Source organism: Streptomyces sp. MJM8645, from assembly GCF_001625365.1.
Taxonomy (GTDB): domain Bacteria; phylum Actinomycetota; class Actinomycetes; order Streptomycetales; family Streptomycetaceae; genus Kitasatospora.
On sequence record NZ_LJJF01000001.1, the window covers coordinates 3,494,004 to 3,519,034 of the forward strand.

The window sequence follows — 25,031 nt, forward strand, 5'->3', positions numbered from 1 at the left end:
GGCGGGGTGCGGTCAGTGGTGGTGAAGGACGCGGCAAGGGAGGGGTCGGGCGTGGCGCCGACCCCCTTGCGGAACTCAGGTAAGGCTAACCTAATATATGAGTCAAGAGTCCCGCCGCAACCCCTCCACCAGGACCGGAGCGGCGACAACTCCCATCGAAGGGAAGCGCGTTGAGCAGCAGTACGATCCGAACCGGGGCGGCCCGCGGGCCCGCCCTCCTGCTGCTCGCCCTCGGCCTGCTGCTCGCCCTCACCGCCTGCGGCCCGTCCGGCACCACCACCGGAGCGGCCGCGGCGAGCTCCTCCCGGGCCCCCGACGCGGTCGAACCGCTGCCCGTCGAACCCGTCCCGCAGCTCCCGGCCACCACCGCCTCCGTCGACGGCCGCCAGGTCACCGTCACCAGCGCCGAGCGGATCATCCCGCTCAACGGCAGCCTCTCCGAGCTGGTGTTCAGCCTCGGCCTCGGCCCCAAGGTGGTCGCCCGGGACGTCTCCACCACCTTCCAGCAGGCCACCGCCCTGCCGGTGATCACCCAGGCCCACGACGTGTCCGCCGAGGGCGTGCTGTCGCTGCACCCCACCGTCGTCCTCGCCGACCGCTCCACCGGCCCGGCCGAGGCCATCGCGCAGATCCGCGCGGCCGGCGTCCCGCTGCTCGTCCTGGACGACGCCAAGCGGCTCGCCGACGTCGGCCCGCGCATCGACACCGTCGCCGCCGCCCTCGGAGTCCCGGACGCCGGACGGCAGTTGAAGGAGCGCACCGAACAGCGGATCGACGAGGCCAGGGCCGCCGCCCCGGCCGCCGCCCGCCACCCCAAGGTCGCCTTCCTCTACCTGCGCGGCAGCGCCTCCGTCTACCTGCTCGGCGGGCCCGCCTCCGGCGCCGGCTCGCTGATCGAGGCGGTCGGCGGCCAGGACGCCGGCACCGCCGCCGGCCTCACCGGCGACTTCACCCCGCTCACCAGCGAGGCCCTGGTCAAGGCCGCGCCCGACGCCATCCTCGTGATGAGCAAGGGCCTGGACTCGGTCGGCGGCGTCGACGGCCTGCTCAAGCTGCCCGGCGTCGCCCAGACCCCGGCCGGCCTCGACCGCCGGATCGTCTCGATCGAGGACGGCCAACTGCTCAGCTACGGCCCGCGCACCCCCCAGGTGCTCCGCGAGATCGCCGCCCAGCTCTACCCGGCGGACGCCAAGTGACCACCGCCGTACGGGCGAAGACCGCGCCCGCCGTCAGCAGGACCACCCTGATCACCGCCGGGCTCGCCGCCGCCCTGGTGCTCTGCGCCCTGCTCGCCGCCGGCATCGGCGCCTACCGCATCCCGCTCGGCGACATCCTGGCCTCCGCCACCCACCGACTCGGCCTCGGCGGGCACGCCCTGGACCGGGTGCCCGAGTCGGTGCTGTGGAACGTCCGGCTCCCCCGGGTGGTGCTCGCCCTGCTGGTCGGCGGCTCGCTCGGCTGCGCCGGGGCGCTGATGCAGGGCGTGTTCGGCAACCCGCTGGCCGAGCCCGCCGTGATCGGCGTCTCCTCGGGCGGCGCGGTCGGCGCGGTGGCCTGCATCGTGCTCGGCCTGGACGCCCTCGGCAGCTGGACGATCACCGCCTTCGCCTTCGCCAGCGGCCTGCTGACCGTCTTCGCCGTATACCTGATGGCCCGCTCCGGCGGACGCACCGAGGTGGTCACGCTGATCCTCACCGGGGTCGCCGTGAACGCCTTCTGCGGCGCGCTGATCGGGATCTTCCTGTTCACCGCCGACTCCGCCGCGATCAGTCAGGTCACCTTCTGGCAGCTCGGCTCGCTCGCCCAGGCCACCTGGGGCAAGGTGCTCGCCGTCCTGCCGTTCGCCGCCGTCGGCCTGGCCGTCGCCCCGCTGTACGCCCGCAAGCTGGACCTGCTGGCCCTCGGCGAACGCCCGGCCCGCCACCTCGGGGTGGACGTCGAGCGGATGCGGCTGGTGCTGATCACCGTCGTCGCGCTGCTCACCGCCGCGGCCGTCGCGGTCAGCGGCATCATCGGCTTCGTCGGGCTGGTCGTCCCGCACCTGCTGCGGATGCTGGCCGGGCCCGGCCACCGCTTCCTGCTGCCCGCCTCGGCGCTCGGCGGCGCGCTGGTCCTGGTGGCCGCCGACCTCGCCGCCCGCACCGTCGCCGAGCCGGCCGAGCTGCCGCTCGGGGTGCTCACCGCACTGATCGGCAGTCCGTTCTTCTTCTGGCTGCTGCGCCGCACCAGGACCAGGCAGGGAGGCTGGGCATGAGATTGCGAACCCCCCGGGAGGTGCCCGAACGGCCCTTGCCCGGAAGCGAGTTGCTGACCGCCGAGACCGTCCGGCTGACCATCGGCGGGCGCGCCCTACTGGACGGCGCGTCGGTGCGGGTCGCCGCCGGAGAGGTGGTCGCGCTGCTCGGGCCGAACGGCGCCGGCAAGTCCACCCTGCTGTCCGTCCTGGCCGGCGACGTCCGGCCGGACGGCGGCGAGGTCCGACTGCGCGGCCGCCCGCTGGCCGGCTACGGCGCCGCCGAGCTCGCCCTGCACCGCGCGCTGCTGCCGCAGTCCGCCGCACTGTCCTTCCCGTTCCCCGCCGACGAGGTGGTCCGGATGGGCCGCGCCCCCTGGACCGGCACGGCCGCCGCCGCCGAGGACGAGGCCGTGGTCGCCGAGGCGATGGCCGCCACCGAGTCCGCCGCCTTCGCCGGGCGCCCGTTCACCGCCCTGTCCGGCGGCGAGCGGGCCCGGGTGGCGCTGGCCCGGGTGCTGGCCCAGCGCGCCCCGCTGCTGCTGCTGGACGAGCCGACCGCCGCCCTCGACCTGCGCCACCAGGAGCTGGTGCTGCGGGTCGCCCGGGAGCGCGCCGCCGCCGGGGACGGCGTGGTCGTGGTGCTGCACGACCTGTCCCTGGCGGCGGCCTACGCGGACCGGGTGGTGCTGCTGAACGCCGGGTCGACGGTCGCGGACGGGCCGGTCACCGAGGTGCTGCGCGCCCCGCTGCTCAGCGAGGTGTACGGCCACCCGGTCGAGGTGCTGGCGCACCCGCGCACCGGGGTGCCGCTGGTGCTGCCCGAACGCTGACCGGGCGCGGGGCCGGCGGCAGCGGGGCGGCGGGGCGGCGGCCGGGCCGCGGAAGCGGGCTCAGTCCTCCAGCCGGAAGCCGAGCTTCAGTCCGACCTGGTAGTGCTTCACCCCGCCGTCCTCCAGGTGGCCCCGGACCTGCGTCACCTCGAACCAGTCGAGGTTGCGCAGCGTCCGGGAGGCCCGCTCCACCCCGTTGCGGATCGCGGCGTCGACGCTCTCGGTCGAGGATCCGACGATCTCGGTCACCCGGTACACGTGGTCAGTCATGGCGGACTCCCTCAGCTGTGCGACGGCCCCCGGTCCACCGTGCACCGCCGCCGCTCCGCCCGCACGCCGACGGCCGCCTCCGGCCGCCCCGCATCCCCTGGAAGGCCGCTGCCAGGCCCCTTGCAGGCCGCGACAGGCCCCGGGGAGGCCCCTTGCAGGCCCCCGGGAGGCCGTGGGAGGCCGCTAGAAGGCCGCCCGCACCTGCCCGACCGGGACGCCGCCGCCCAGCAGCGGGGCCGCCCCGATCCGCTCGACGGTCTCGTCCGCGCCGGTCACCCCGAGCCGGCGCAGTGCGGCCGCCAGCACCGGGCCGCGGGCCCGCTCGCCGCCGTCGTCGATCTTGAAGGCGAGCGCCCGCCCGTCCGGCAGCGCCACCACCTGGACGGCCTCGGCGCCCATCTTGGACAGCGCGCCGGGGACGGCCCGCATCAGCCAGGTGTCGGCCCGGCGGGTGCCGGCCACGTACTCGGGGTGGGCGCGCATCGCGTCGGCCACCCGACGGGGCGCCGTGCCCTCGGCGGCCAGCACCAGGCCGCGGTAGCCGCGTGCCAGGCCGGTCAGCGTGACGGCCAGCAGCGGCGCGCCGCAGCCGTCCACCCCGGCGTGCGTGGCGGTCTCGCCGGTGCCCTCCTCCAGGGCCTCGCGGGCCAGCAGCTGGATCGGGTGCCCGGGGTCGAGGTAGCTCGCGGTGTCCCAGCCGTTGGCGACGCAGGCGGCGAGCCAGCCGGCGTGCTTGCCGGAGCAGTCCATCAGGACGGGGGCGCGGCGGCCGCCGGAGCCGAGCAGCAGTTCCGCCTCGGTCTCGTCCAGCGGGAGGTCGGCCGGGGTGCGCAGGGCGGACTCGTCGAGCCCGGCGGAGCTCAGGATGGCCCGGACAGCGTCGAGGTGAAACGATTCTGCGGAGTGGCTGGAGGCGGCCAGCGCCAGCAGCTCGCCCTCGATCGCCAGCCCGGCCCGCAGCGTGGCCACCGCCTGGAACGGCTTGGCGGTCGACCGGGGGAAGACCGGAGCGTCGGGGTCGCCGAGCGCGAACTCCACCGAGCCGTCGGCGGCGAGCAGCACCAGGGAGCCGTGGTGGCGGCCCTCGGTGAAGCCCGAGCGTATGACCTCGGCGAGGACGACGGGCGGGGTGGCGGACTGGGACATGGCGGGAGCCTTCCGGGGGTGAGGGTGGACCGGGCCCCGCCCGCCCGTGGTACCTCACCCGGTCAGAGCGGCCCCCCTGCGAGCAGGTCCTCGACCCGTGCTTCCCCATCACGGTACCTGCGGGTGATCTCCGCGCTGCAACCGTCGGCCGTCCGCAGCAGCCGCTGCCGCCGCCCGGACACCTCGCGCTCGTGCGCGCGCAGCCGCTCCAGCGCGGCCAGCAGCTCCTCCGCCGGGTGCGCGGCCAGGTCGGCGAGCTGGACGTCCCCCATCAGCTCGGCCGCCTCCAGCTGGGACTCGTGGCCGCGTGGCGGCCCGAGCGTGACGTGCCGGGCCGAGCGCCGCACGGTGGAGGGCGCGTCGGTCAGGATGGCCGGGAGGCGGTCCAGCAGGTCGCCGGGGGGCCCGTCGGCGCCGCCCGCCCCGGGCGGTCCGGCCGGCCGCGGCGGACCGCCGGGCCGGCGGTCGAGTTCGGCGCGCAGGATGTCCATCCGCCCGTGCAGCAGCCGCCGCAGGTAGGAGAGGTCGGCCTCCTGCTCCAGGGTCTCCCGGCGCAGGATCCGCAGCTGGTCCAGGCCCAGCCGCTCCAGGTCGGGCTCTATCGCCGTGCCCAGGGCCCCGGCGCCCCCGGCGGCCTCCGCCACGTGCCCGGACCGGTCCCACGCCGCGCTGCTCGCGTCCATCAACCAACCCACCTGCCGTCGTCCGATCCCGCCCGCTCGCGGCACTGCGTCCCTGCCGCCGGTCCGGCCCGTCCCCCGACGGGCTCACGCGTCCCGTCCGTTGGCACGCCCGGCCACCCCCGAAGGTTCCGGTTCCCGGCCGCAACCACCCACCGGGGCGATGCCGCCAGAACGCCTGACCTACCGGCTCGACCTCCCGGCCGAGCCCGGCCCGGTGCGGCGGACCATATGGCGCGCCGGGCCCTCCGTACGGTCCACCAGCGTGCCACCCCGCCCGGCGCGGGCGCACCGCCCGTGCACCCGAACGGCCCCCTGGCGAACGGGGGTGGCTGATATGACCGGACCTTTCCGCAGGAAGAGCGGCGCCCGACCCCGCGCAGGCGTGCACCACCCAGCGTGCACCACCTGCACACGCGCCCCTCCCGCACGCCCCGGGGTGCCGCCGGGCACGGCACCGGGTGCCCGGCGGGCACGCCCCGGGCCTCCGGCACAATGGCGGCATGCGAGCAGTGGTGCAGCGAGTGACCGAGGCCAGGGTGACCGTGGCCGGAGAGACCGTCGGCGCGATCGAGGGGCCCGGGCTCTGCGTCCTGGTCGGCGTCACCCACGAGGACACCCCGGCCAAGGCGGCCCAACTGGCCCGCAAGCTGTGGACGCTGCGGCTGCTGCCCGCCGACGACGAGGGCGTCGAGCAGTCCTGCTCCGACCTCGGGGCCCCGCTGCTGGTGATCAGCCAGTTCACCCTCTACGGCGACGCCCGCAAGGGCCGCCGCCCGACCTGGAACGCCGCCGCCCCCGGCCCGGTCGCCGAGCCCCTGGTGGACGAGGTGGTCGCCCAACTGCGCGCGCTCGGCGCCAAGGTGGAGACGGGCCGGTTCGGCGCCGACATGCAGGTGGCGCTGGTGAACGACGGCCCGTTCACCGTCCTCGTGGAGGTCTGACCGCAGCCGGGCACACGGGCTACTGCGGGACGATCACGTCCTGGGTGCCCGGCACCGTCCCGGCCAGCAGCACCGCGTCCACCGGGACGTTCCGCTTGACGATCGCCAGCGCGATCGGCCCCAGCTCGTGGTGGCGGGCCGAGGAGGTGACGAAGCCGAGCGGGCGCCCGTCCGGCTCGGCGGCCAGCCGCACCTGCGTCCCGTGCGGGGGCAGCGTCTCCTCGGTGCCGTCCAGGTGCAGGAAGACCAGGCGGCGCGGCGGCCGGCCCAGGTTGTGCACCCGGGCGACGGTCTCCTGTCCGCGGTAGCAGCCCTTCTGCAGGTGGACGGCGGTGCGCAGCCAGTCCACCTCGTGCGGGATGGTCCGGTGGTCGGTCTCGAAGCCCAGCCGCGGCCGGTGGCCCTCGATCCGCAGCGCCTCGTACGCCCAGACCCCCGCCGCCGGGCCGTACCCGGCGGTCAGCTTCGCCAGCTCGGCGCGCGGCACGAACAGGTCGCGCCCGTACGGGAGTTCGCGCACCGCCGCGACGCCCTCGACGGAGGCGGTGGAGCCCGCCGGCAGGTGCACCACGGCGTACTCAGCGGTCGCGTCAGCGACCTCCACCCGGTAGAAGAACTTCATGCTCTCCAGGTAGCCCAGCAGCGCCTCCTGGGTGCCCGGCTCGACGTGCGCCCAGGTGGTGGTGCCGTCGTCGACCAGGTAGAGCGCGTGCTCGACGTGCCCGTTCGGGGAGAGCACCAGCGCCTCGGTGGCCTCCTGCGGCGCCAGCGCGCTGACGTGCTGGGTGAGCAGCAGGTGCAGCCAGGCCAGGCGGTCCTGGCCGGTGACGGTGAGCACGCCGCGGTGCGAGAGGTCGACGAAGCCGGTGCCCTGCGCGAGGTTGCGTTGCTCGCGGAAGATGTCGCCGTAGTGGGCGGCGACGCCCTCGTCGGCGCCTTCGGCGGGGACGGCTCCGGGCAGGCTCAGCAGCGGGCTCTTCATACCGGCCAGCTTACGACCGGCCGTCCGCGAGCTTGGCGGTGCAGTCGGCGCAGCGGCCGAAGATGGCGAAGTGCTTGAGGTCGGTGTCGAATCCGTGCTGTTCGCGCAGGCTGCTGATCAGCGGCTCGGCGATCTCGGTGCCGGTCTCGGAGACCTTGTCGCAGTCCCGGCAGACCAGGTGCAGGTGGTGGTGGCGGCTGGCCAGGTGGTAGGTCGGGGCGCCGTGGCCGAGGTGGGCGTGCGAGACCAGGCCGAGTTCCTCCAGCAGCTCCAGGGTCCGGTAGACGGTGGAGATGTTGACGCCGCTGGCGGTCTGCCGGACGTGGCAGAGGATCTCGTCGGGGGTGGCGTGGTCGAGGCGGTCGACGGCTTCGAGTACGAGCTGCCGCTGCGGGGTCAGCCGGTAGCCGCGTTCGCGCAGGTCGGCCTTCCAGTCGCCGGAGAGCTGCCAGTCGGTGGTGCCGGTGTCCGCCACGGTGCTGTCCCTGCCAAGGTCGGGGGTCCTGAGGCAAGTGTAGGGACCGGCCGGCGGCCGGTCCCTACCTCACGCGAAAGCCGTACCGCTCAGCGGAGCGCCGGGCTCACTTGAAGAACGCGATGCCGTCGTCCGGCAGGTCGTTGATGTCCTTGATCAGCTGGGCCGGGCTGAGCACCTTCTTCAGCTGGGCCGACATGTACGGGCGCAGCGGCACGTTCGGGGCGGCCTTCTCGCCGACCCAGAGCAGCTCCTCGTTGACGAAGCCGTACAGCCGCTTGCCGCCCGAGTACTCCGGCGAGCCCTCGATCCGGGCGACCGCGTCCGTGGAGACGTCGATCTGCGGCTTGCCGTCGGCCAGCTCGCCGTACCAGATCTCCACGGTGCCGTCGTCGCGGACGGAGGAGATCTCGATCCCGCGGACGCCGCTGGTGCCGTCGTGGTTGCTGGTGATGCGCCAGAACGCGTGCTCGTTCTCCAGCGGACGGACCTTCTCGCCCTCGTTGTCCAGCACCCAGGTACGGGAGCGGAACTCCAGGAAGGGCCGGCCGTCGTGCCGGATCACGATCTCCTGGCCGAAGTTGCACTTCTCGGCGCCGGGGCCCTCTTCATCTGGCAACGGGGCGTAGACGCCCGCGCCCTCCCAGGTGCCGAGGAGGAAGGCGAGCGGGACGACGTCCTTGTGGAGGTCAGAGGGGATCTCGATCATGTTCCTGGTCGCTGTCGTCGTCGGTGTGGGCTGCCTCAACCGTACGGCAGGATCAGCGCTGGCCCTGGTAGAGCTTCATCACCGAGAAGATGGCGAACCAGGTGATCAGCACGGCCATGAGGGCCAGCAGACCGTCGAAGAAGATTTCCAGACCGGACACGGGTGGCTCCCAGGCGGCGACAGTGTGGTGGATTTTGCTGCCGCTCACTCTATCCGCCGGTCATCGGCCGGTCGCGGTGAGCCCCACCACGTCATCGTTCGCGCCGATTCTCCCCCGCCGTCCAAGGTTTCCCCAAGGGATCCTGGGATGACGGCGAGCGGGGGCCGCGAGCCCTCTAAGGTGGCGCCATGTCGAAGAAACTCGTCATCAAGGTCACCGCCGGGGCCGATGCGCCGGAGCGGTGTTCGCAGGCGTTCACCGTCGCGGCGGTGGCCGTCGCCAGCGGGATCGAGGTCTCGCTCTGGCTGACCGGGGAGTCCTCCTGGTTCGCCCTGCCGGGGCGGGCGGCGGAGTTCGAACTGCCGCACGCGGCACCGCTTCCGGACCTGCTGGAGGCGATCCTCGCGAGCGGCTCGGTGACGCTGTGCACCCAGTGTGCGGCCCGCCGGGGGATCGTGCAGCAGGACACCGTCGAGGGCGTCCGGATCGCGGGCGCGCAGGTCTTCGTCAGCGAGATCATGGCGGACAACGTCCAGGCACTCGTCTACTGACGCCTACGGGTGCTCCTCGTGGTCGGGGCGGTCCCGGTCGTGGCCGGGATCGTCCCACTTCGGGTCGTCCCAGCGCGGGTCGTTCCACCAGTCGTCGTCCGGGTCCCGCTTGTTGGCGAACACGGCGGCGGCCGGCGGGATCACCATCGCGACCACGCACATGCCGATCGCGGCGGGCACGGAGAAGAACCTCACCACGCCCCAGGCCAGCACGAACAGGCCCAGGCAGACGCCCATCAGGGCGAAATAGTAGTGCCGCCGCCGCCTTGTCTGCACGCCTCCACGGTACGACCGAGGGCCCTGCCGCGGCAGGGCCCTCGGTGTACTTCGTCCGCGGATCTGGTGGATCGGGCGGATCAGGTGGATCGGGTCGATCGGGCGCCGATCAGACCGCGATCGCGACCTCGACGGCGGTGCCCTGGGAGGCCACCACCTGACGGTCCACGGTCTGGCCCGGCACCAGCGCGCGCAGGGTCCACTTGCCCGGGCGGGCGAAGAACCGGAACTGGCCGGTCGCCGAGGTGGGCACCTCGGCCGTGAACTCGCCCCCCTCGTCGAGCAGCCGGACGTAGCCGTTGACCGGCTCACCGTCGCGGGTCACCGAACCCTGGATGATCGTTTCGTTCGCCACGTCAACTCCTGCCAGGTCCGGGCCGCCGGCCTTCGCACCGCACATGTCTTGTCTTCCCTTCTGACGACGATCGAGCCGCGGGCTCAGTTGCTGCCGAGCTCGATCGGCACGCCGACGAGGCTGCCGTACTCGGTCCACGAACCGTCGTAGTTCTTGACGTTCTCCTGGCCGAGCAGCTCGTGCAGGACGAACCAGGTGAGCGCGGAGCGCTCGCCGATGCGGCAGTAGGCGATGGTGTCCTTCGCCAGGTCGATGCCCTCGGCCTCGTACAGCGCCTTGAGCTCGTCGTCGCTCTTGAAGGTGCCGTCGTCGTTGGCGTTCTTGGCCCACGGGATGTTGCGGGCGCTCGGCACGTGGCCGGGGCGCTGCGACTGCTCCTGCGGGAGGTGCGCCGGGGCGAGCAGCTTGCCGGAGAACTCGTCGGGCGAACGGACGTCGACCAGGTTGAGCTGGCCGATGGCCGCGAGCACGTCGTCGCGGAAGGCGCGGATCGAGGAGTCGGCGGCCTGCGCCCGGTACTCGGTGGCCTCGCGGGCCGGCACCTCGGCGACCAGGTCGCGGGAGTCCAGCTCCCACTTCTTGCGGCCGCCGTCCAGCAGGCGGACGTCACCGTGGCCGTACAGCTTGAAGTACCAGTAGGCGTACGAGGCGAACCAGTTGTTGTTGCCGCCGTAGAGCACGACGGTGTCGTCGTTGGCGATGCCCTTGGCGCTGAGCAGCGCGTCGAAGCCGGCCTGGTCGATGAAGTCGCGGCGGACCGGGTCCTGGAGGTCCTGCTTCCAGTCGATCCGGACGGCGTTGCGGATGTGGTTCTTGTCGTACGCGGAGGTGTCCTCGTCGACCTCGACGATGACGACCTTCGGGTCGTCCAGGTGGGCCTGGACCCAGTCGGCGTCGACCAGGACGTCGCTGCGGCTCATGGTGGTGTTCTCCATCCGAGGGCGGTGTGCGGAAGGTTCTGCTCGGGAGGTGCTGCTGGGTGCCCGGGCGACTGCGGTCCGAATTCCTGTCCGAATACTGGGACGAGGGTGGTGGTCCGGGCCGACCGGGCGGGGAGCTGCGGGGTGCGGCGGCGACGGCCGGCCGGGGTGGCCGGGCAAGGTCACCGGGAAAATCGGCGGCGGGCTTCAACTGCCCAGCCAAAACGCCGAGTTAGCGCATTCGACACAGACAGGCGGCCACGCGGCACAGGTCGACCGCCCGCCGCTTCGTGAGATCCGTCTGTCGCTTCATGTCGACGATGCTAGGGACACCGAAGGCCCGCTGTCATCAGCGTACCGAATACCGAGACCAGATAGCCCGAATGCTGAGATTTGACCCTTTCATGGCCTGCCGGGCAGCCGTCCCGTCCGAGACCGGCGGCCCCGGACGGCCCACAACGGGCGGAAACGACACCGCTCCGCGAGACGCGCCGGACGACGCGTCTCGCGGAGCGGAACACAAGAGACGGAAGGAACGGAAGGAACGGACGGAAGGAACCGAGGGAAGGAGCGGCACGGGAGTGGAAGTGACCGGCCGGTCAGTCCAGCAGCTTGACGCCCTTGCCCTCGAAGGTCAGCTGCACGCCCTCCGGCAGCGGCGTCGCCCCGTCCTTGTCGGCCAGCTTCAGCCCGGCCGGGAGCGAGTCGAGGGTGAAGCTCATCGGCGCCAGCCGCTGGTCGGTGACCCCGGCGAACATCCCGGCCAGCGCGCTGAGCTGGAAGCCGTCCACCGTGACGGTGCTCCCGCTGTTGTGCAGCGAACCCTCGCCGACCGCGATCGGCCCCAGCGCGGCCTTGATCTTGCCCGGCCCGCCGTACGACAGGGCCAGCCGGGTGTTGCCGCCCACCGGCAGCTTGCCCGCCCCCGACATCAGCTGGGAGGCCGGCGGCAGCAGCTGCGCGAGGTCCGCGTACGAGATCAGGCCGCTGCCGGTGCCGCTGTCCACCGTGGCGCTCTTCAGGCTGTCGCTCACCGTGACGCCGGACAGCCGGGCCTTGAAGGAGCGCAGCGCCACCTGGCGGCCGCCGTCGCCGACGGTCAGGCCGTCGGAGGAGATCCGGACGTCGTCCAGCTTCATCGACAGCGCCTGGGTGAGGAACGGGAAGCCCTCGATCGAGATGTCCGGCCGCTGGCTCATCCGGCCGCTGCTCACCATCCGGTCGGCGGCCTGGTCCTCGGCCACCCCGACCGCGATCCGGTCGGCGCCGACCAGCAGGCCGGCGAGCACCACCAGGCCGATCGTCGCCTTCAGCCATCCGCGCATCGCACTCCCTGTCGTCGCCGGTCGCCCTTGTCGTTCGCTGTCCTCGTTCGGTGTTCCTCGCCCGGCGTTCCCTGCCCGGCGTTCCATGGCGGCCCCCGGCCGAGGCCGTTCCCGCCCGACCGTACGACGTCCCGCCCCGGAGCATGGTTCCGGAGCGGGACTCGCCGGTCGTCTGCCGGGTGTCAGCCGGCCAGCAGGTCCGTGGCGATCCAGATCAGCGGCGAGGCCACCGCCAGCGGCAACGCCACACCCGCCGTCATGTGCACGAACCGGGACGGGAAGTCGTACGCCGCGACGCGTCGGCCGACCAGCGCACCCAGCCCCGCCAGCACCCCCAGCGCCGGCGGCGCGCCCACCAGCAGACCCAGCAGCACCGCCGCCGCCAGGCCCAGCACCGGGCCCAGCAGCTTCGGACCGGGCAGCGGCGCCGCGGCCAGCACGGTGGCCAGCGCGACCGCGCCCACCCCGGCCGGCACCCAGTCGGCCACCAGCAGCGAGGTGCACAGCGCCGTCACCACCGTGGCCGAGCCGAGCACCGTCAGCGCGTAGAACCGCTCCTTCGGGTCCGAGGGGCGGAACGTCTGCAGCACCAGGACCAGCAGGAAGAACCCGCCCAGCGTGCCGACCACCGCCGCCACGCTGCCCTCGGAGTCCGCCAGCAGCACCGCCGCGTCCGCGGTCAGCCCGGCCAGCGCGGCGAGCGCGATGCCCTGGCGGGCCGGCCACATCCCGTTCAGCCGGAACCAGCCGGCCGCCGTCAGCACCTGGAGCAGCGCCACCACCAGTGCCAGCGCCACCTGCCCGAGCGCGGCGCCGCCGGCCAGCAGCGCGGCCACGCCGGCGGTGATCAGCGCGGGCTGCAGGCCCGGATCGATGATCGGCGAACCGGTCCGGCCGCGCGGGCCGGCGGGCGGCGCCACCGGCGCGGGCTGCGCCGGGACGGCCGCGTACGGCGGCGCGGCCGGGGCGCCCGCCGGGCCGCCGGGGGCGACCGGGCGCTTGAGCGTCATGGTCGGCGAGTCGAGGGCGGGCGCTCCCTGCTGCGGGGGCGCCATCGGCGGGGCCGTCCGCTGCGGGCCCGGCGCCGGAGCGGCGTGCCGGGCCTGCGGCGGCGCGGCGTGCCGTGCCGCCGCCGGCGGCGGCGGCGGCGGCGGGGCGGGCGTCCAGGCCGGCGGGGCGGGCGGCCTCGCGCCGGACACGACCACCGGCGGCAGCAGCGTCGTCGCGGCCGCGTCCTCCATCGGGGGCACGGGCGGCAGCAGCGTGGTGGCCGCGTCGTCCATCGGCGGCACGGGCGGCAACAGCGTGGTCGCCGTGGCGTCGTCCATCGCGGGGACGGGCGGCAGCAGCGTGGTCGCCGCGTCGTCCATCGGCGGCTGCCCGTACCCCGGGTGGCCGTACGGCGGCTGCTGCCCCGGCTGCGGCGCCTGGGCCTGCGGGTACGGGGGCTGCGGGTACTGCGGGTACTGCGGCTGGGGCTGCTGCTGCGGATGCCGGTAGGGCGGCTGGGGCGGCGGGGGCTGCTGCGGCCACTCGCCGTAGCCGCCCTGGTTCGCGTTGTTCATGTCCGTCACGCCGCTCAGCCTCCCGCGAACGGCGGCAGCACCTCGACCGTGCCGCCCTCGGTGAGGGCCACGGTCGTGTGGTCCCGGCCGCCGACCTGGGAGCCGTCGACCAGGTAGGAGCAGTGCCCGAGCAACTGGACGAGCTTCGGCCGGTCCGCGTGCCGCCGCCTGGCCTGTGCCAGTGCCTCCGCCAGGGTCACCGCCTCGTACGGCTCCTCGGCCAGCCCGGCCTCGGACTTCGCGGCCGCCCAGTAGCGGATCGTCCCGCGCACCCGGGCGCCGCTCGCGGGCTCCGTGGTCGCACCCATCGGGGCCACCCCTTCTCGTCGTCCTCGCCCGGACCCGGTGCCCCGGTCCGGCTCGCCACCGGGCCGCCCGACCACCCGAAAGATGGACTCGCACGGCGCCGCCGATGTGCGTCCCATGATGGCGTGTCCGCCGCCACGACCGGCAATCGCCCTGGCCGAGGGGGCCCGGAGGACGGCTCGAAGCTGTGTCCAGGCTCACCCGGCGCGCGCCCGGATTGGGCGAACCGCCGGATTCGAGCCCTCCCGGCGCGGATGGCCGTCGGCTATCCTCGACGTCCAAGAGGGATCCGGGCAGAGTCGCCCCCGGGTCCTTTTGTGCTTTCAGGACGCCAGTACGGACATTCTTGCGATTCGTCGGCCCACCCCCGGCGCGTCGCGGGAACCGCCCCGCCCCACGCGGCACGACGACGTGCCCCGGCCGGCCGGGGTGTCCACCCGGCACCCGGGCCGCCGCCCGGGACCGGAAACAAACCGGAGGGTTCGCGGGATGAACAGGGCAGAAACGGCGCGCCAAGGGTTGCGGGACCCTCGGCGCGTGCGCCGTCGCGTCCTGCGCACCGGCCGGCCCTCCGGCGCTCCTCGGGCGTCCGTCCACCTCCCCCCGACCTCAGCACGTGCGCCATCCGGCTGTGGCGGCAGCCGTAACGCGACCGCGACGACCCGGAAAGGGGACTACCGGGTATGAGTTCTCTCCTCCTCCTCACCAACGCTCTGCAACCCTCCGCGGAGGTGCTGCCGGCCCTCGGCCTGCTGCTGCACAACGTCCGGGTGGCCCCCGCCGAGGGATCCGCCCTGGTGGACACCCCCAGTGCGGACGTCATCCTGGTCGACGGCCGGCGCGACCTGCCACAGATCCGCAGCCTCTGCCAGCTGCTGCGCTCCACCGGCATCGGCTGCCCGCTGATCCTGGTGGTGACCGAGGGCGGCCTCGCCGCCGTCACCGCCGAGTGGGGCATCGACGACGTCCTGCTGGACACGGCCGGCCCCGCCGAGGTCGAGGCCCGGCTGCGGCTCGCACTCGGCCGGCTCCACATCAGCACCGACGACAGCCCGATGGAGATCCGCAACGGCGACCTCACGGTCGACGAGGCCACCTACTCCGCCAAGCTCAAGGGCCGGGCGCTCGACCTCACCTTCAAGGAGTTCGAGCTGATCAAGTACCTCGCCCAGCACCCCGGCCGGGTCTTCACCCGGGCCCAGCTGCTGCAGGAGGTCTGGGGCTACGACTACTTCGGCGGTACCCGCACGGTGGACGTGCACGTCCGCCGGCTGCGCGCCAAGCTCGGCGTCGAGCACGAGCAGCTGATCGGCACCGTGCGCAACGTCGGCTACCGCTTCGTCGTCCCGGAGAAGCCGGAGAAGGGCGAGCGCCCGGAGCTCGCCCAGCGCCCCTCGGCGCCGCTGGAGGCCTGACCGACGGCCGGGCGGGCCACCCCGCCCGGCTTGTCCGGTTCGCTCCCCGGTACCCCCTGGACACCCGGAGAAAGCCCCAGGTCCCACTGCCGACGCGCACGCCACACGCGTAGACTCCCCCCCGTGGCCAAAGTGACGCGCGACGATGTAGCCCGGCTGGCTGGTACCTCGACCGCGGTCGTCAGCTACGTCATCAACAACGGGCCGCGCCCGGTCGCGCCCGCGACCCGGGAGAAGGTCCTCGCCGCGATCGAGCAGCTCGGCTACCGGCCGAACAGCGTCGCCCAGGCGATGGCCTCCCGCCGGACCAACCTGATCGGCATGGTCGTCCCGGACGCCCGCCAGCCCTTCTTCGCCGAGATGGCGCACGCCGTGGAACGGGCCGCCTCCGAGCGCGGCAAGCTCGTGCTGATCGGCAACTCCGACTACGTGGACGACCGCGAGGTGCACTACGTCCGGGCCTTCCTCGGTATGCGCGTCTCCGGCCTGATCCTGGTCAGCCAGGGCCCCTCGCAGCGCGCCGCCGAGGAGTTCGCCGCGATGGAGGGCGCCAAGGTCGTGCTGCTGCACCGCCGCCCCGAGGCGATCGACGACGTCGCGGTGGTCACCGACGACGTGGGCGGCGCCGAGGCCGTCGTCCGCCACCTGCTGGAGGTGCACGGGCACCCGTACGTGGCCTGCTTCGGCGGCCCGGTCGAGTCCCCCGCCCCCGGCGACCCGGTCATCGACCACGTCGAGGGCTGGCAGCGCGCCATGGACGCGCACGGCCTGCCCACCGAGCCCCACCTGATCGACGCGCCCTTCCACCGCTACGGCGCGTACGAGGTCGCGCTCGGGGTGCTGCGCTCGCCGGACCGGCCGCGGGCGATCTTCTGCTCCACCGACGACCAGGCGATCGGCGTGCTGCGGGCCGCCCGCGAGGTCGGCCTGAAGGTCCCGGAGGACCTCGCGGTGGCCGGCTTCGACGACGTCCCCGAGGCCGCACTCGCCGACCCGCCGCTGACCACCGTCGCCTCCGACCGCGACGCGATGGCCCGGGCCGCCGTGGACCTGGTGCTCGACGACTCGCTGATGGTGCCCGGATCGGACACCGAGCGGGTCCGCAAGTTCCCGTCCCGCCTGGTGATCCGCCGTTCCTGCGGCTGTGGCGGCTCCGCGGCGGTCCCGACCGGGGAAGCGGAGTAGCGCACTCCGCTCCACCCGCCACCGCACACCGCCTGACCAGGCTTTATGAGAACCCAACGGGCTTCTCGGACCCTTCTGAGCCGGTTCTCATGCCATCCTCATCCACCAGGCGGACGTTGGTCGGCATGAGCGAACAGCAGCAGCACCACGACGAGCAGTACGGCCCGTACGAGCCCCGCGTGGTCGAGGGCACCGTCCTCGGCAGCAGCGCCGCCACGACCGCCTACGGGTACCACGAGGACTACTCGGCAGGCGGCTTCGACTCCCCGACCCCGCCCCCGCCCATGCCCCCCGAGCCGCCCACCGCCGGCCAGCCCGGCGGCCACGGCGGCCACGGCAACCGCGCCCGGCGCGGCCTGCTGCGCGGACGGCTCGCCCTGGTCACCGCCGTCGCCGCGGTCGCCGCCGTCATCGGCGGCGTCACCGGCGGGTTCGTCGCCGCCGAGCAGCACGGCTCCGCCGCCCGCACCAGCACCGTCGCCAGCCCCGTCTCCGCCCGCTCCGACGGCGGCGCCGACGTGCCGGCCATCGCCGCCGCCGTCTCGCCGAGCGTCGTCCAGATCACCGTCAAGAACGGCAACGGCACCGCCACCGGCACCGGCGTCATCCTCGACACCAGCGGACGGATCCTCACCAACTACCACGTGATCGACACCGCCGCCGACGGCGGCCAGATCACCGTCGCCTTCAAGGACGGCTCCACCGCCCCGGCCACCGTCACCGGCACCGACAAGTCCCTCGACGTAGCCGTGATCACCGCGAGCGGCGGCAAGAACCTCATCCCCGCCACCCTCGGCGACTCCTCCGGCGTGGCCGTCGGCGACCCCGTCGTCGCCATCGGCAACCCGGACGGCCTCACCGGCACCGTCACCTCCGGCATCATCAGCGCCGAGAACCGCGACGTCACCGTCCAGCTCGACGAGGGCACCACCAGCAGCAACGGCGGCTTCGGCTTCCCCAGCCTGCCCGGCCTGCCCAACCTGCCCGGCACGCGCGGCAACCTCCCGCAGCAGAACAGCGGCAGCACCACCACCTACAAGGCCTTCCAGACCGACGCCGCCCTCAACCCCGGCAACTCCGGCGGCCCGCTCATCAACGCCAACGGCCAGGTCATCGGCATCAACTCGGCGATGTACGCCCCCAGCGGCGCCAGCTCCACCGCCGGCGGCGGCGGCAGCAGCGCCGGCAGCGTCGGCCTCGGCTTCGCCATCCCGATCAACGACATCAAGCAGGTTCTGCCGAAACTGGAGGCCGGCCAGAACCTGTAAGACGGACAATTACCCCCGGTACCCCCAGCAGGCCCTCCACCCGACGAGAAAGGGCAGCAGCCCATGACCCCGTCCGCCGACGACCGCACCGCCGCCGAGGCCGGCCACCCCTCCGCCCGGCTCCTCGTGGTCGACGACGAACCCGCCCTCCGGGACGCCCTGGAGAGCAGCCTCGCCTTCGAGGGCTACGAGGTCGCCACCGCCACCGACGGCTACGAGGCCCTGGAGTCCGTCGAACGCGACCGGCCCGACCTCGTCCTGCTGGACATCATGATGCCCCGGATGGACGGCCTCACCGCCGTCCGCCGGATGCGCTCCCGCGGCGACACCGTCCCCGTCCTGATGCTCACCGCCCGCGACGCCGTCGGCGACCGCGTCACCGGCCTGGACGTCGGCGCCGACGACTACCTCGCCAAGCCCTTCGAACTCGACGAACTGCTCGCCCGCGTCCGCGCCCTGCTGCGCCGCAACGCCCTCGCCACCGAGGCCGCCGCCCGCGCCGCCGCCGAGGACGAGAGCGAGGTGCTGGCCTTCGGCGACCTGCGGATGAACACCGCCACCCGCGAGGTCACCCGCGCCGGCAAGCCCGTCGAACTCACCCGCACCGAGTTCATGCTGCTGGAGATGTTCCTCGCCCACCCCCGCCAGGTCCTCACCCGCGAACAGATCCTCAAGGCCGTCTGGGGCTTCGACTTCGAACCCTCCTCCAACTCCCTGGACGTCTACGTGATGTACCTGCGCCGCAAGACCGAGCAGGGCGGCATGCCCCGCCTCATCCAGACCGTGCGCGGCGTCGGCTACGCCCTGCGCCCGGCCGCCGGCGCCACCACGTGACCTCCCCCACGCCCTACCCGCCCCCGCCACTGGCTCCACCCGGCGTCCCCCGCCGCCGGCGCCTCTCCCACTGGCTCCGCTCCCGCTCCCTCCGCAGCCGCCTCACCTTCCTGAGCGCGGCCGCGGTCGCGGTGGCCATCGCCCTGTCGGCGCTGGCCTGCTGGTTCATCGTGGAGAAGCAGCTGTACGACCAGGTCCGGGCGGACCTGGCGGGTGCTCCCGCAGCACCGATCGGGAGAAACCCCCTGGTCTGCTACGCCACCCCGGAAGCCGCGCTGGAGAACCAGCGCGGCGTCGTCATCCCGGACATCAGCGGAGCCGTCCCCCGGGACACCCAGTTCCTCCGGGGCGGGGCCGGGGGCGTCTGCCTGCCCCCCGGGGCGACCAAGGCGATCGTGACCACGTCGGAGGACGCCGCCGGATTCCGGCTCAAGCCGGGCCAGTCGATCATCCGGGACGGCAGGTACACCAACGGCGACCCCGCGATCGTCCGGCTGACCCTGAACCACAGCTTCCAGGTGCCCGTCGTCGTCATGGTGGCGACCCCCTCCCAGCCCATCGAGGACTCCCTCCAGCGGCTCGCCCTCCTCCTCGGCGGCGTGGCCCTCGGCGGGATCATCCTCGCCGCCATCGCCGGCCGCGTGGTCGCCCGGTCCGCGCTCAAGCCCGTCGACCAACTCACCGACGCCGTCGAGCACATCGCCCGCACCGAGGAGGTCGGCACCACCATCCCCGTGCACGGGGACGACGAGATCGCCCGGCTCTCCACTTCCTTCAACTCGATGAGCACCGCCCTCGCCAACTCCCGCGAGCGGCAGACCCGTCTGATCGCCGACGCCGGGCACGAGCTGCGCACCCCGCTCACCTCGCTGCGCACCAACGTCGACCTGCTGATCCGCAGCAACGACACGGGCCGCCCGCTGCCCGCCGCGACCAAGACCAAGCTGCTGGGCAACATGAAGGCGCAGATGCAGGAGCTCACCGTCCTGATCGGGGACCTGCTCCAGCTGTCCCGCCCGGATTCCCCCAAGCCGGTCCACAACCCCACCGTGGTGGCCCTGCACGAGATCGCCGGGCGGGCGGTCGAGCGGGCGAAGCTGCGCGGCCCGGGGCTGGTCTTCGAGACCGCGACCGACCCCTGGTTCGTGCACGGCGACGCCGCCGGGCTCGAACGGGCGGTGATCAACCTGCTGGACAACGCGGTCAAGTACAGCCCGCCCGGCGGCACCATCGAAGTCCGGCTCCAGCAGGGCGTGTTGACCGTCCGCGACCACGGCCCCGGCATTCCGCCGGAGGAACTGCAGTACGTGTTCGACCGGTTCTGGCGTTCGCCGTCCTCTCGACAGCTGCCCGGTTCCGGCCTGGGCCTGTCGATCGTCGCGCAGAGCGTCCGGGAGGCGGGCGGCGAGGTGTCGCTGGGCCCGGCCGGGGACGGCGGCCCGGGCGCGCTGGCGACCGTCCGGCTGCCCGGCGGCCCCGCCCCCGAATAGGGCGGGACGGGCGGACGACGCAGGACGGGCGGGGCGCCCCGACAGCGCCCCGCCCGTCCTGTACCGGCTCACGGTCAGTCGATGTCGACGCCCGGGCCGATGACCTTGATCCGATCCTGCGCCGGGGCCTTCAGCGGCGAGGCCGCCGAGCTGTGGGCACCCAGGTAGGCGGCGAAGACGTCCAGGTCGGAGGCGCCGACGAGCTTGTCGGTGCCGGCCGCGAAGGCCGGGAAGCCGTCGCCGCCGCCGGCCAGGAACTCATTGGCCGCGACCCGGTACTTGGCGGCCTGGTCGATCGGGGCGCCGTTCAGCCGGATCGAGTCGACGACCACCCGGTCCGCACCGGTCTTGCGCATGTCCAGGGTGTAGTGGAGGCCCGAGGACGCCTGGAGGATCTTCGGCGCGGCCGCGTTGGAGCCGCTGACCTGCTGCTGGAGCAGCTGCACCAGCTGGGCGCCGGTCAGCGTCTTGACCTGCATCATGTTGGTGAACGGCTGGACGGTGAACGCCTCGCCGTAGGTCACCACGCCGTCGCCCTCGGCGCCGGAGGCCTTGTAGACCAGGTCGGAGCGGATGCCGCCGGGGTTCATGAAGGCGACCTGCGCCCCGCCCTTGGCGGCCGGGGCGAGCCCCTCCACCTGCGCGTCGGCGATCAGGTCACCGAGCGGCTTCTCCAGGTCGCTGTTGCCGCGGCCGTTGATGTCCGAGGCGATGTAGCCGATCGGCCGGTTGGCGATCGGGGCGGCCAGCTTGGAGTAGTGGTCGACCAGCGCCGTCATGTCGGGCGCCTTCTCGACGGTGCGGCGCACCACGTGGTTCTCGGCCTTGACCGTCGGGCGGACGATCTCGCCGGTGGTCTTGTCCAGCTTCATGTCGATCTCGGTGTACAGCCGGCCGAAGGAGGCGGCGCTGGTGACCGAGCGCGGGACGCCGTTGGGGTCGGGGATGGTGCAGGCGTACGCGTTGTGGGTGTGGCCGGTGACGATGGCGCCGATCGACGGGTCGAGCTTCTTGGAGATGTCGACGATCGGACCGGAGATGCCCTGGCCGGCCGGGCCGCAGTCGTAGTTGTAGACGCTGCTGGCCGGGTACCCGCCCTCGTGGATCAGCGCGACGATCGAGTTGACGCCCTTGGCCTTGAGCTCGGCGGCGTACTTGTTGATCGTGGTGACCTCGTTGGCGAACTTCAGGCCCTTGACGCCCTCGGCGGTCACGATGTTCGGCGTGCCCTCCAGGGTGACGCCGATGAAGCCGACCTTCACGCCCTGGGACTTGGTCACCCAGTACGGGGCCAGCAGCGGCTTGCCGGTCTTCTCGTCGGTGACGTTGGCCGACAGGTAGTTGAAGTTGGCGCCCTTGAACGTGCGGCCGGGCTCGTAGCAGCCGTCGACCGGGTGGCAGCCGCCGTCCTGCATGCGCAGCAGCTCCTGCGCGCCCTCGTCGAACTCGTGGTTGCCGACCGAGGTGACGTCCAGGCCGAGCTTGTCCATCGCCTCGATGGTCGGCTCGTCGTGGAAGAGCGCCGAGGTGAGCGGGCTGGCGCCGATGATGTCGCCGGCCGCGACGGTGATCGAGTCGTCGGCCGGGATCCGGGCCTTGCGCAGCTCGGTGGCCAGGTACTCGATGCCACCGGCCGGGGTCGAGACCTCCTTGCCGGTGGCCGGGTCGATCTCCCGGATGGTGCCGGACGAACCGGCCGGGGGCTCCAGGTTGCCGTGGAAGTCGTTGATCGCCAGCAGCTGGAGGTTGACGGTCTTGTGACGCTTGGCGTTGGCGTCGGCGGCCTGCGCGGCCGTCGGCACGGCCACCGTGCCGACCAGACCTGCGGCGGCGACGACGGCGAGCGCCGCGCGTCGGGATCTGACGGTGAGCATGAGGGTCCCCTGCACCTTGGAGGAGCGCCCGCTGTGGACTTGACCGGGCGTCTGGGTGATGTGTTGCGCCTGTGAAGCCTAGAGTCAACGCGCGTAGCTGTCAGGACGTCGAACGTAACGAGAGGATTACCTCCTGACGAACCGTCGCCGTCCGACCAGCGCCGGCGCCCCCGTCCGGGCCTCCCCGCCCAGACCACCCGCCCGACCCGCCCAGGCCCCCGACCCGGCCGCTCAGGCCGCCCGACCGGCCGCTCAGACTCCCGGCTCGGCAGCCAACTGTCGCTCGGCCCGGTCCCGTTCGGCCACCGCGTCCTCGGTCATCGCACGGTCGGTGTACACCAGCGGCCGCTCGGCCTCGGTGATGATGTGCTTGACCACCTGGACATTGCCGTTGACGTCCCAGACCGCGATGCCCGGCGACAGGGTGGGGATGATCTCCACCGCCCAGCGCGGCAGGCCCAGCACCCGGCCGGTGGACCGCGCCTCCTCCGCCTTCTGCATGTAGATCGTCCGGGTGGAGGCCATCTTCAGGATCGCCGACGCCTCCTTGGCCGCCGCACCGTCCACCACGTCGGACAGGTGGTGCACCACCGCGACGAAGGAGAGCCCGAGCCGGCGGCCGAACTTCAGCAGCCGCTGGAACAGCTGCGCCACGAAGGGGCTGTTGATGATGTGCCAGGCCTCCTCGACCAGGAAGATGCGCTTCTTCCGGTCCGGCCGGATCCAGGTGTGCTCCAGCCACACGCCGACGATCGCCATCAGGATCGGCATCGCGATCGAGTTGCGGTCGATGTGCGAGAGGTCGAAGACGATCAGCGGCGCGTCCAGGTCGATGCCGTCGGTGGTCGACCCGTCGAACATGCCGCGCAGGTCGCCGTCGACCAGCCGGTCCAGCACCAGCGCCACGTCCAGGCCCCAGGACTGCACCTCGTCCACCGCCACGCCCAGCGACTCCACCGAGGACAGCTCGGGGCTGCGCAGGGTGTCGATGATGTCGTCCAGCACCGGCTGACGGTCCTTCACCGTCGCCACCACATGGGCGTGCGCGGCCTTCAGCGCGAACCCGGCCCGCTCCTCCAGGCCCCGCCCCATCGCGACCTCGACGATGGTGCGCAGCAGCGACAACTGGCCGGTCTGGGTGATCGCCGGGTCCAGCGGGTTGAGCTTCACCCCGCCGTCCCGGGCGGCCATCGGGTCGAGCCGGATCGACTTTATGCCCAGCGCGTTGGCGATCAGGTTCCACTCGCCGACGCCGTCCTCGCCCTGCGCGTCGAGCACCACGACCTGCCGGTCGCGGAACCTCAACTGCCGCAGCACGTACGTCTTCTCCAGCGCCGACTTGCCGTTGCCGGACTCGCCGAGCACCAGCCAGTGCGGGGCCGGCAGCTGCTGCCCGTACAGCTGGAAGGGGTCGTAGACGTACCCCTTGCCGCTGTACACCTCACGGCCGATGATCACGCCCGAGTCGCCCAGCCCCGGCGCGGCGGTGGGCAGGTAGACCGCCTGCGCCTGGCCGGTGGAGGTACGCACCGGCAGCCGGGTGGTCTCCACCTTGCCGAACATCAGGCTGGTGAACGCCTCGGAGAGGTTGCCGAGCGCCATGTACGGCCTCCTGGTCTGGTCGACGGGCGATGGTGGAGCGGTGCGGACCGGGCGTCAGCGGCGGATGCCGGTCGCGAACGGCAGGGTGTTGACGAAGGCCCGGTGGTGCTCGCGGTCGCACCACTCCAGCTTGAGGTAACTCTTGCCGGCCGAGGCCCGGATGGTGCGCTTGTCCCGGGCCAGCGCGTCGGGGTTGCGCGAGGACACCGTGATGTAGCCGACCAGGTTCACCCCGGCCGCACCGGAGGCCAGGTCGTCGCCGCGCTGGTCCACCCGGCCGGTGTGGGCCAGGTCGCGCGGGTCGACCGTCCGGTTCATCTTGGCCGCGCGGCTGGCCTCCGCCTCGTCGTTGGTCTTCTCGGTCAGCATCCGCTCGATCGCGACGTCGGTGGGCTCCAGGTCCATCGTCACCGCGACGGTCCGGATCACGTCCGGGGTGTGCACCAGCAGCGGCGCCAGGAAGTTGACCCCCACCGGGGTCAGCGGCCACTCCTTGATCCACGCGGTGGCGTGGCACCACGGCTCCCGGGTCGCCGACTCGCGGGTCTTCGCCTCCAGGTACTGCGGGTTGGTCGCGTCCAGTTCGGCCGGCCAGGCGTTGCGCCGGGACATCGCCTGGATGTGGTCGATCGGGTGGTCCGGGTCGTACATCGAGTGCAGCAGCGAGGAGAGCCGGGCCTGCCCCAACGGCTGGCGCACCCGGATGTCCGCCTCCGCCAGCCGGGCGCAGATGTCGGTCAGCTCGCGCGCCATCACGGCCGCCAGCCCCTCGTCGTCCCGGGCCCGCCGACCGGTCGCCGTACGGCCCATCGCGTGCGCCTCGGCCGCCAGGTCGCGGGTGTAGTGCATGCAGGCCACCAGGTACGCCCGGTGCTGCTCCGAGGAGGTCGACACCATCGACTGCAACTGGTCGTACGAGTCCTGCAGCCAGCGCGGCGCGTCGTGGTCCCCGCGCCGCTCGACGTCCTTGGCGTGCGCGTCCGGGTCGGCCGGCAGCGTCCGGGCCAGGATCTGCAACCGGGTCACGAAGCCGTCCCCGTTGGCGACGTGCTTCAGCAGCGTGCCGAACCGGTCGACCAGCGCCTCCTGGTCCTCCGAGTCGCGCAGGCCGACACCCGGGCCCTCGATCTCGATCGCGGCCGTCACCGTCCGCCGCTCCAGGTGCATCAGCACCCCGACCTCGTCCGGCCCGAACGGCGCGGCCAGCCAGCGCAGCCGCCCCACCCCGGGCGGCGGGCCGACCTCCACCTCCCGGCCGTCCATCCGGGTCCCGGCGTCCATCACGTCCGAGCGCCACACCGACCGGCCGCTGCGCACCGTCCGGCGGTAGGTGCGGTTGATCTCCGCCCACTTGTAGAACGTCCGCCTGCGGTACGGCACGTACACCGCCGCGATGGCCACCATGGGCAGGCCGATCAGGCCGCCGATCCGCAGCGGCAGGATCGGCATCAGCAGGCCCCAGAGCATGCCGAGGAACGCCCCGAAGATGATCAGGACGATCTCGCCGGACTCCCGGTTGCGGCCGATCGGCGCGTTCGGGCGGGCCTTGCCGATCAGGTAGGTGCGGCGCTGGTGCACGTACGGCTGGGCGTACTGGGCTCCGTACTGGCCGAGCGGTTCACTGCTCACTTAC

At 73.1% G+C, this 25,031-nt stretch carries 25 protein-coding genes; 10 read left to right on the forward strand and 15 right to left on the reverse strand.

What is annotated here, in order from left to right:
- Nucleotides 1-236: 236 nt before the first annotated feature.
- The 3 genes from A6F73_RS14885 to A6F73_RS14895 are packed head-to-tail and all read left to right on the forward strand — an operon-like array spanning nucleotide 237 to nucleotide 3,066.
- Nucleotides 237-1,196 carry an ABC transporter substrate-binding protein gene (locus A6F73_RS14885; RefSeq protein ID WP_244293630.1) on the forward strand — a complete coding sequence of 320 codons (960 nt, stop codon included), beginning with the start codon at nucleotides 237-239 and terminating at the stop codon, nucleotides 1,194-1,196.
- Nucleotides 1,193-2,254, forward strand: coding sequence for an iron ABC transporter permease (locus tag A6F73_RS14890; RefSeq protein ID WP_063348259.1), 1,062 nt, complete (start codon nucleotides 1,193-1,195; stop codon nucleotides 2,252-2,254). The genes A6F73_RS14885 and A6F73_RS14890 overlap by 4 nt, the downstream gene beginning before the upstream one ends.
- Nucleotides 2,251-3,066 (forward strand): heme ABC transporter ATP-binding protein, encoded by an 816-nt coding sequence (locus A6F73_RS14895; protein WP_063348260.1) that lies wholly within the window; start codon nucleotides 2,251-2,253, stop codon nucleotides 3,064-3,066. The genes A6F73_RS14890 and A6F73_RS14895 overlap by 4 nt, the downstream gene beginning before the upstream one ends.
- A 60-nt stretch (nucleotides 3,067-3,126) precedes the next feature.
- Here A6F73_RS14895 and A6F73_RS14900 read toward each other — a convergent pair whose 3' ends face one another.
- From A6F73_RS14900 to A6F73_RS14910, 3 genes are all read right to left on the reverse strand, one after another.
- The gene (locus A6F73_RS14900; RefSeq protein WP_063348261.1) at nucleotides 3,127-3,336 is read right to left on the reverse strand and encodes a dodecin; all 210 of its coding nucleotides are present in this window, start codon (nucleotides 3,334-3,336) and stop codon (nucleotides 3,127-3,129) included.
- Nucleotides 3,337-3,519: 183 nt separating this feature from the next.
- A complete protein-coding gene (locus tag A6F73_RS14905) occupies nucleotides 3,520-4,482 on the reverse strand; it encodes an asparaginase (RefSeq protein WP_063348262.1) in 963 nt (320 codons plus the stop codon).
- Between the two features lie 62 nt (nucleotides 4,483-4,544).
- Nucleotides 4,545-5,165 (reverse strand): ABC transporter substrate-binding protein, encoded by a 621-nt coding sequence (locus tag A6F73_RS14910; RefSeq protein ID WP_244293392.1) that lies wholly within the window; start codon nucleotides 5,163-5,165, stop codon nucleotides 4,545-4,547.
- Nucleotides 5,166-5,665: 500 nt separating this feature from the next.
- On the opposite strand from A6F73_RS14910, the gene dtd reads away from it, so the two are divergent.
- Nucleotides 5,666-6,106, forward strand: coding sequence for a D-aminoacyl-tRNA deacylase (dtd, locus tag A6F73_RS14915; RefSeq protein ID WP_063348263.1), 441 nt, complete (start codon nucleotides 5,666-5,668; stop codon nucleotides 6,104-6,106).
- Between the two features lie 19 nt (nucleotides 6,107-6,125).
- On the opposite strand, the gene A6F73_RS14920 is transcribed toward dtd, so the two are convergent.
- The 3 genes from A6F73_RS14920 to A6F73_RS14930 all read right to left on the reverse strand — a co-directional run bounded on the left by A6F73_RS14920 (nucleotide 6,126) and on the right by A6F73_RS14930 (nucleotide 8,272).
- Complete coding sequence (locus A6F73_RS14920) at nucleotides 6,126-7,088, reverse strand: glycine cleavage T C-terminal barrel domain-containing protein (protein WP_063348264.1); 963 nt, start codon at nucleotides 7,086-7,088, stop codon at nucleotides 6,126-6,128.
- Between the two features lie 10 nt (nucleotides 7,089-7,098).
- Nucleotides 7,099-7,563, reverse strand: coding sequence for a transcriptional repressor (locus A6F73_RS14925; RefSeq protein ID WP_063348265.1), 465 nt, complete (start codon nucleotides 7,561-7,563; stop codon nucleotides 7,099-7,101).
- 106 nt (nucleotides 7,564-7,669) lie between these two features.
- Nucleotides 7,670-8,272, reverse strand: coding sequence for an FABP family protein (locus A6F73_RS14930; protein ID WP_063348266.1), 603 nt, complete (start codon nucleotides 8,270-8,272; stop codon nucleotides 7,670-7,672).
- A gap of 348 nt (nucleotides 8,273-8,620) precedes the next feature.
- On the opposite strand from A6F73_RS14930, the gene A6F73_RS14935 reads away from it, so the two are divergent.
- Nucleotides 8,621-8,983: a DsrE family protein gene (locus A6F73_RS14935; RefSeq protein WP_063348267.1), complete on the forward strand. Its 363-nt coding sequence runs from the start codon at nucleotides 8,621-8,623 to the stop codon at nucleotides 8,981-8,983.
- Nucleotides 8,984-8,986: 3 nt separating this feature from the next.
- On the opposite strand, the gene A6F73_RS14940 is transcribed toward A6F73_RS14935, so the two are convergent.
- The 6 genes from A6F73_RS14940 to A6F73_RS14965 all read right to left on the reverse strand — a co-directional run bounded on the left by A6F73_RS14940 (nucleotide 8,987) and on the right by A6F73_RS14965 (nucleotide 13,732).
- Nucleotides 8,987-9,259 (reverse strand): DUF3099 domain-containing protein, encoded by a 273-nt coding sequence (locus tag A6F73_RS14940; protein WP_079135696.1) that lies wholly within the window; start codon nucleotides 9,257-9,259, stop codon nucleotides 8,987-8,989.
- A 109-nt stretch (nucleotides 9,260-9,368) separates the two neighbouring features.
- Entirely contained in the window at nucleotides 9,369-9,659 is a 291-nt protein-coding gene (locus A6F73_RS14945) for a DUF1416 domain-containing protein (protein ID WP_030059605.1), read from the reverse strand.
- Nucleotides 9,660-9,697: 38 nt separating this feature from the next.
- The gene (locus A6F73_RS14950; protein WP_063351213.1) at nucleotides 9,698-10,534 is read right to left on the reverse strand and encodes a sulfurtransferase; all 837 of its coding nucleotides are present in this window, start codon (nucleotides 10,532-10,534) and stop codon (nucleotides 9,698-9,700) included.
- Between the two features lie 599 nt (nucleotides 10,535-11,133).
- Entirely contained in the window at nucleotides 11,134-11,859 is a 726-nt protein-coding gene (locus A6F73_RS14955) for a DUF2993 domain-containing protein (RefSeq protein ID WP_063348269.1), read from the reverse strand.
- Nucleotides 11,860-12,041: 182 nt separating this feature from the next.
- Entirely contained in the window at nucleotides 12,042-13,433 is a 1,392-nt protein-coding gene (locus A6F73_RS14960; RefSeq protein ID WP_079135698.1) for a hypothetical protein, read from the reverse strand.
- 5 nt (nucleotides 13,434-13,438) lie between these two features.
- Complete coding sequence (locus tag A6F73_RS14965) at nucleotides 13,439-13,732, reverse strand: MoaD/ThiS family protein (RefSeq protein WP_063351215.1); 294 nt, start codon at nucleotides 13,730-13,732, stop codon at nucleotides 13,439-13,441.
- 681 nt (nucleotides 13,733-14,413) lie between these two features.
- Here A6F73_RS14965 and A6F73_RS14970 point away from each other — a divergent pair.
- The 5 genes from A6F73_RS14970 (at nucleotide 14,414) to A6F73_RS14990 (ending at nucleotide 19,922) form a co-directional block, all read left to right on the forward strand.
- Nucleotides 14,414-15,145, forward strand: a complete 732-nt coding sequence (locus A6F73_RS14970) for a response regulator transcription factor (protein WP_063348270.1) — start codon at nucleotides 14,414-14,416, stop codon at nucleotides 15,143-15,145.
- A gap of 123 nt (nucleotides 15,146-15,268) precedes the next feature.
- Nucleotides 15,269-16,330 (forward strand): LacI family DNA-binding transcriptional regulator, encoded by a 1,062-nt coding sequence (locus A6F73_RS14975; protein ID WP_063348271.1) that lies wholly within the window; start codon nucleotides 15,269-15,271, stop codon nucleotides 16,328-16,330.
- A gap of 125 nt (nucleotides 16,331-16,455) precedes the next feature.
- Nucleotides 16,456-17,598: a trypsin-like peptidase domain-containing protein gene (locus A6F73_RS14980; protein ID WP_079135699.1), complete on the forward strand. Its 1,143-nt coding sequence runs from the start codon at nucleotides 16,456-16,458 to the stop codon at nucleotides 17,596-17,598.
- Between the two features lie 63 nt (nucleotides 17,599-17,661).
- Nucleotides 17,662-18,432, forward strand: coding sequence for a response regulator transcription factor (locus A6F73_RS14985; protein ID WP_063348272.1), 771 nt, complete (start codon nucleotides 17,662-17,664; stop codon nucleotides 18,430-18,432).
- Nucleotides 18,429-19,922, forward strand: a complete 1,494-nt coding sequence (locus A6F73_RS14990; protein WP_347878534.1) for a HAMP domain-containing sensor histidine kinase — start codon at nucleotides 18,429-18,431, stop codon at nucleotides 19,920-19,922. The genes A6F73_RS14985 and A6F73_RS14990 overlap by 4 nt, the downstream gene beginning before the upstream one ends.
- 74 nt (nucleotides 19,923-19,996) lie before the next feature.
- Here the strand turns inward: A6F73_RS14990 and A6F73_RS14995 are convergent, their stop codons facing one another.
- The 3 genes from A6F73_RS14995 to A6F73_RS15005 all read right to left on the reverse strand — a co-directional run bounded on the left by A6F73_RS14995 (nucleotide 19,997) and on the right by A6F73_RS15005 (nucleotide 25,027).
- A complete protein-coding gene (locus A6F73_RS14995) occupies nucleotides 19,997-21,796 on the reverse strand; it encodes a bifunctional metallophosphatase/5'-nucleotidase (protein WP_063348273.1) in 1,800 nt (599 codons plus the stop codon).
- 252 nt (nucleotides 21,797-22,048) lie between these two features.
- On the reverse strand, nucleotides 22,049-23,398 hold the full coding sequence (locus A6F73_RS15000) for an ATP-binding protein (RefSeq protein WP_063348274.1): 1,350 nt from the start codon (nucleotides 23,396-23,398) through the stop codon (nucleotides 22,049-22,051).
- A gap of 54 nt (nucleotides 23,399-23,452) precedes the next feature.
- Nucleotides 23,453-25,027, reverse strand: coding sequence for an SCO6880 family protein (locus tag A6F73_RS15005; protein ID WP_063348275.1), 1,575 nt, complete (start codon nucleotides 25,025-25,027; stop codon nucleotides 23,453-23,455).
- Between the last annotated feature and the right edge of the window lie 4 nt (nucleotides 25,028-25,031).

What these genes read in the sequence shown, in the direction of transcription:
- A6F73_RS14895 (WP_063348260.1), top strand. Translation starts at nt 2,251, where the DNA reads ATGAGATTGCGAACCCCCCGGGAGGTGCCCGAACGGCCCTTGCCCGGA.
- A6F73_RS14900 (WP_063348261.1), bottom strand. Translation starts at nt 3,336, where the DNA reads ATGACTGACCACGTGTACCGGGTGACCGAGATCGTCGGATCCTCGACC.
- A6F73_RS14905 (WP_063348262.1), bottom strand. Translation starts at nt 4,482, where the DNA reads ATGTCCCAGTCCGCCACCCCGCCCGTCGTCCTCGCCGAGGTCATACGC.
- A6F73_RS14910 (WP_244293392.1), bottom strand. Translation starts at nt 5,165, where the DNA reads ATGGACGCGAGCAGCGCGGCGTGGGACCGGTCCGGGCACGTGGCGGAG.
- dtd (WP_063348263.1), top strand. Translation starts at nt 5,666, where the DNA reads ATGCGAGCAGTGGTGCAGCGAGTGACCGAGGCCAGGGTGACCGTGGCC.
- A6F73_RS14920 (WP_063348264.1), bottom strand. Translation starts at nt 7,088, where the DNA reads ATGAAGAGCCCGCTGCTGAGCCTGCCCGGAGCCGTCCCCGCCGAAGGC.
- A6F73_RS14930 (WP_063348266.1), bottom strand. Translation starts at nt 8,272, where the DNA reads ATGATCGAGATCCCCTCTGACCTCCACAAGGACGTCGTCCCGCTCGCC.
- A6F73_RS14935 (WP_063348267.1), top strand. Translation starts at nt 8,621, where the DNA reads ATGTCGAAGAAACTCGTCATCAAGGTCACCGCCGGGGCCGATGCGCCG.
- A6F73_RS14945 (WP_030059605.1), bottom strand. Translation starts at nt 9,659, where the DNA reads ATGTGCGGTGCGAAGGCCGGCGGCCCGGACCTGGCAGGAGTTGACGTG.
- A6F73_RS14950 (WP_063351213.1), bottom strand. Translation starts at nt 10,534, where the DNA reads ATGAGCCGCAGCGACGTCCTGGTCGACGCCGACTGGGTCCAGGCCCAC.
- A6F73_RS14955 (WP_063348269.1), bottom strand. Translation starts at nt 11,859, where the DNA reads ATGCGCGGATGGCTGAAGGCGACGATCGGCCTGGTGGTGCTCGCCGGC.
- A6F73_RS14965 (WP_063351215.1), bottom strand. Translation starts at nt 13,732, where the DNA reads ATGGGTGCGACCACGGAGCCCGCGAGCGGCGCCCGGGTGCGCGGGACG.
- A6F73_RS14970 (WP_063348270.1), top strand. Translation starts at nt 14,414, where the DNA reads ATGAGTTCTCTCCTCCTCCTCACCAACGCTCTGCAACCCTCCGCGGAG.
- A6F73_RS14980 (WP_079135699.1), top strand. Translation starts at nt 16,456, where the DNA reads ATGAGCGAACAGCAGCAGCACCACGACGAGCAGTACGGCCCGTACGAG.
- A6F73_RS14985 (WP_063348272.1), top strand. Translation starts at nt 17,662, where the DNA reads ATGACCCCGTCCGCCGACGACCGCACCGCCGCCGAGGCCGGCCACCCC.
- A6F73_RS14995 (WP_063348273.1), bottom strand. Translation starts at nt 21,796, where the DNA reads ATGCTCACCGTCAGATCCCGACGCGCGGCGCTCGCCGTCGTCGCCGCC.
- A6F73_RS15000 (WP_063348274.1), bottom strand. Translation starts at nt 23,398, where the DNA reads ATGGCGCTCGGCAACCTCTCCGAGGCGTTCACCAGCCTGATGTTCGGC.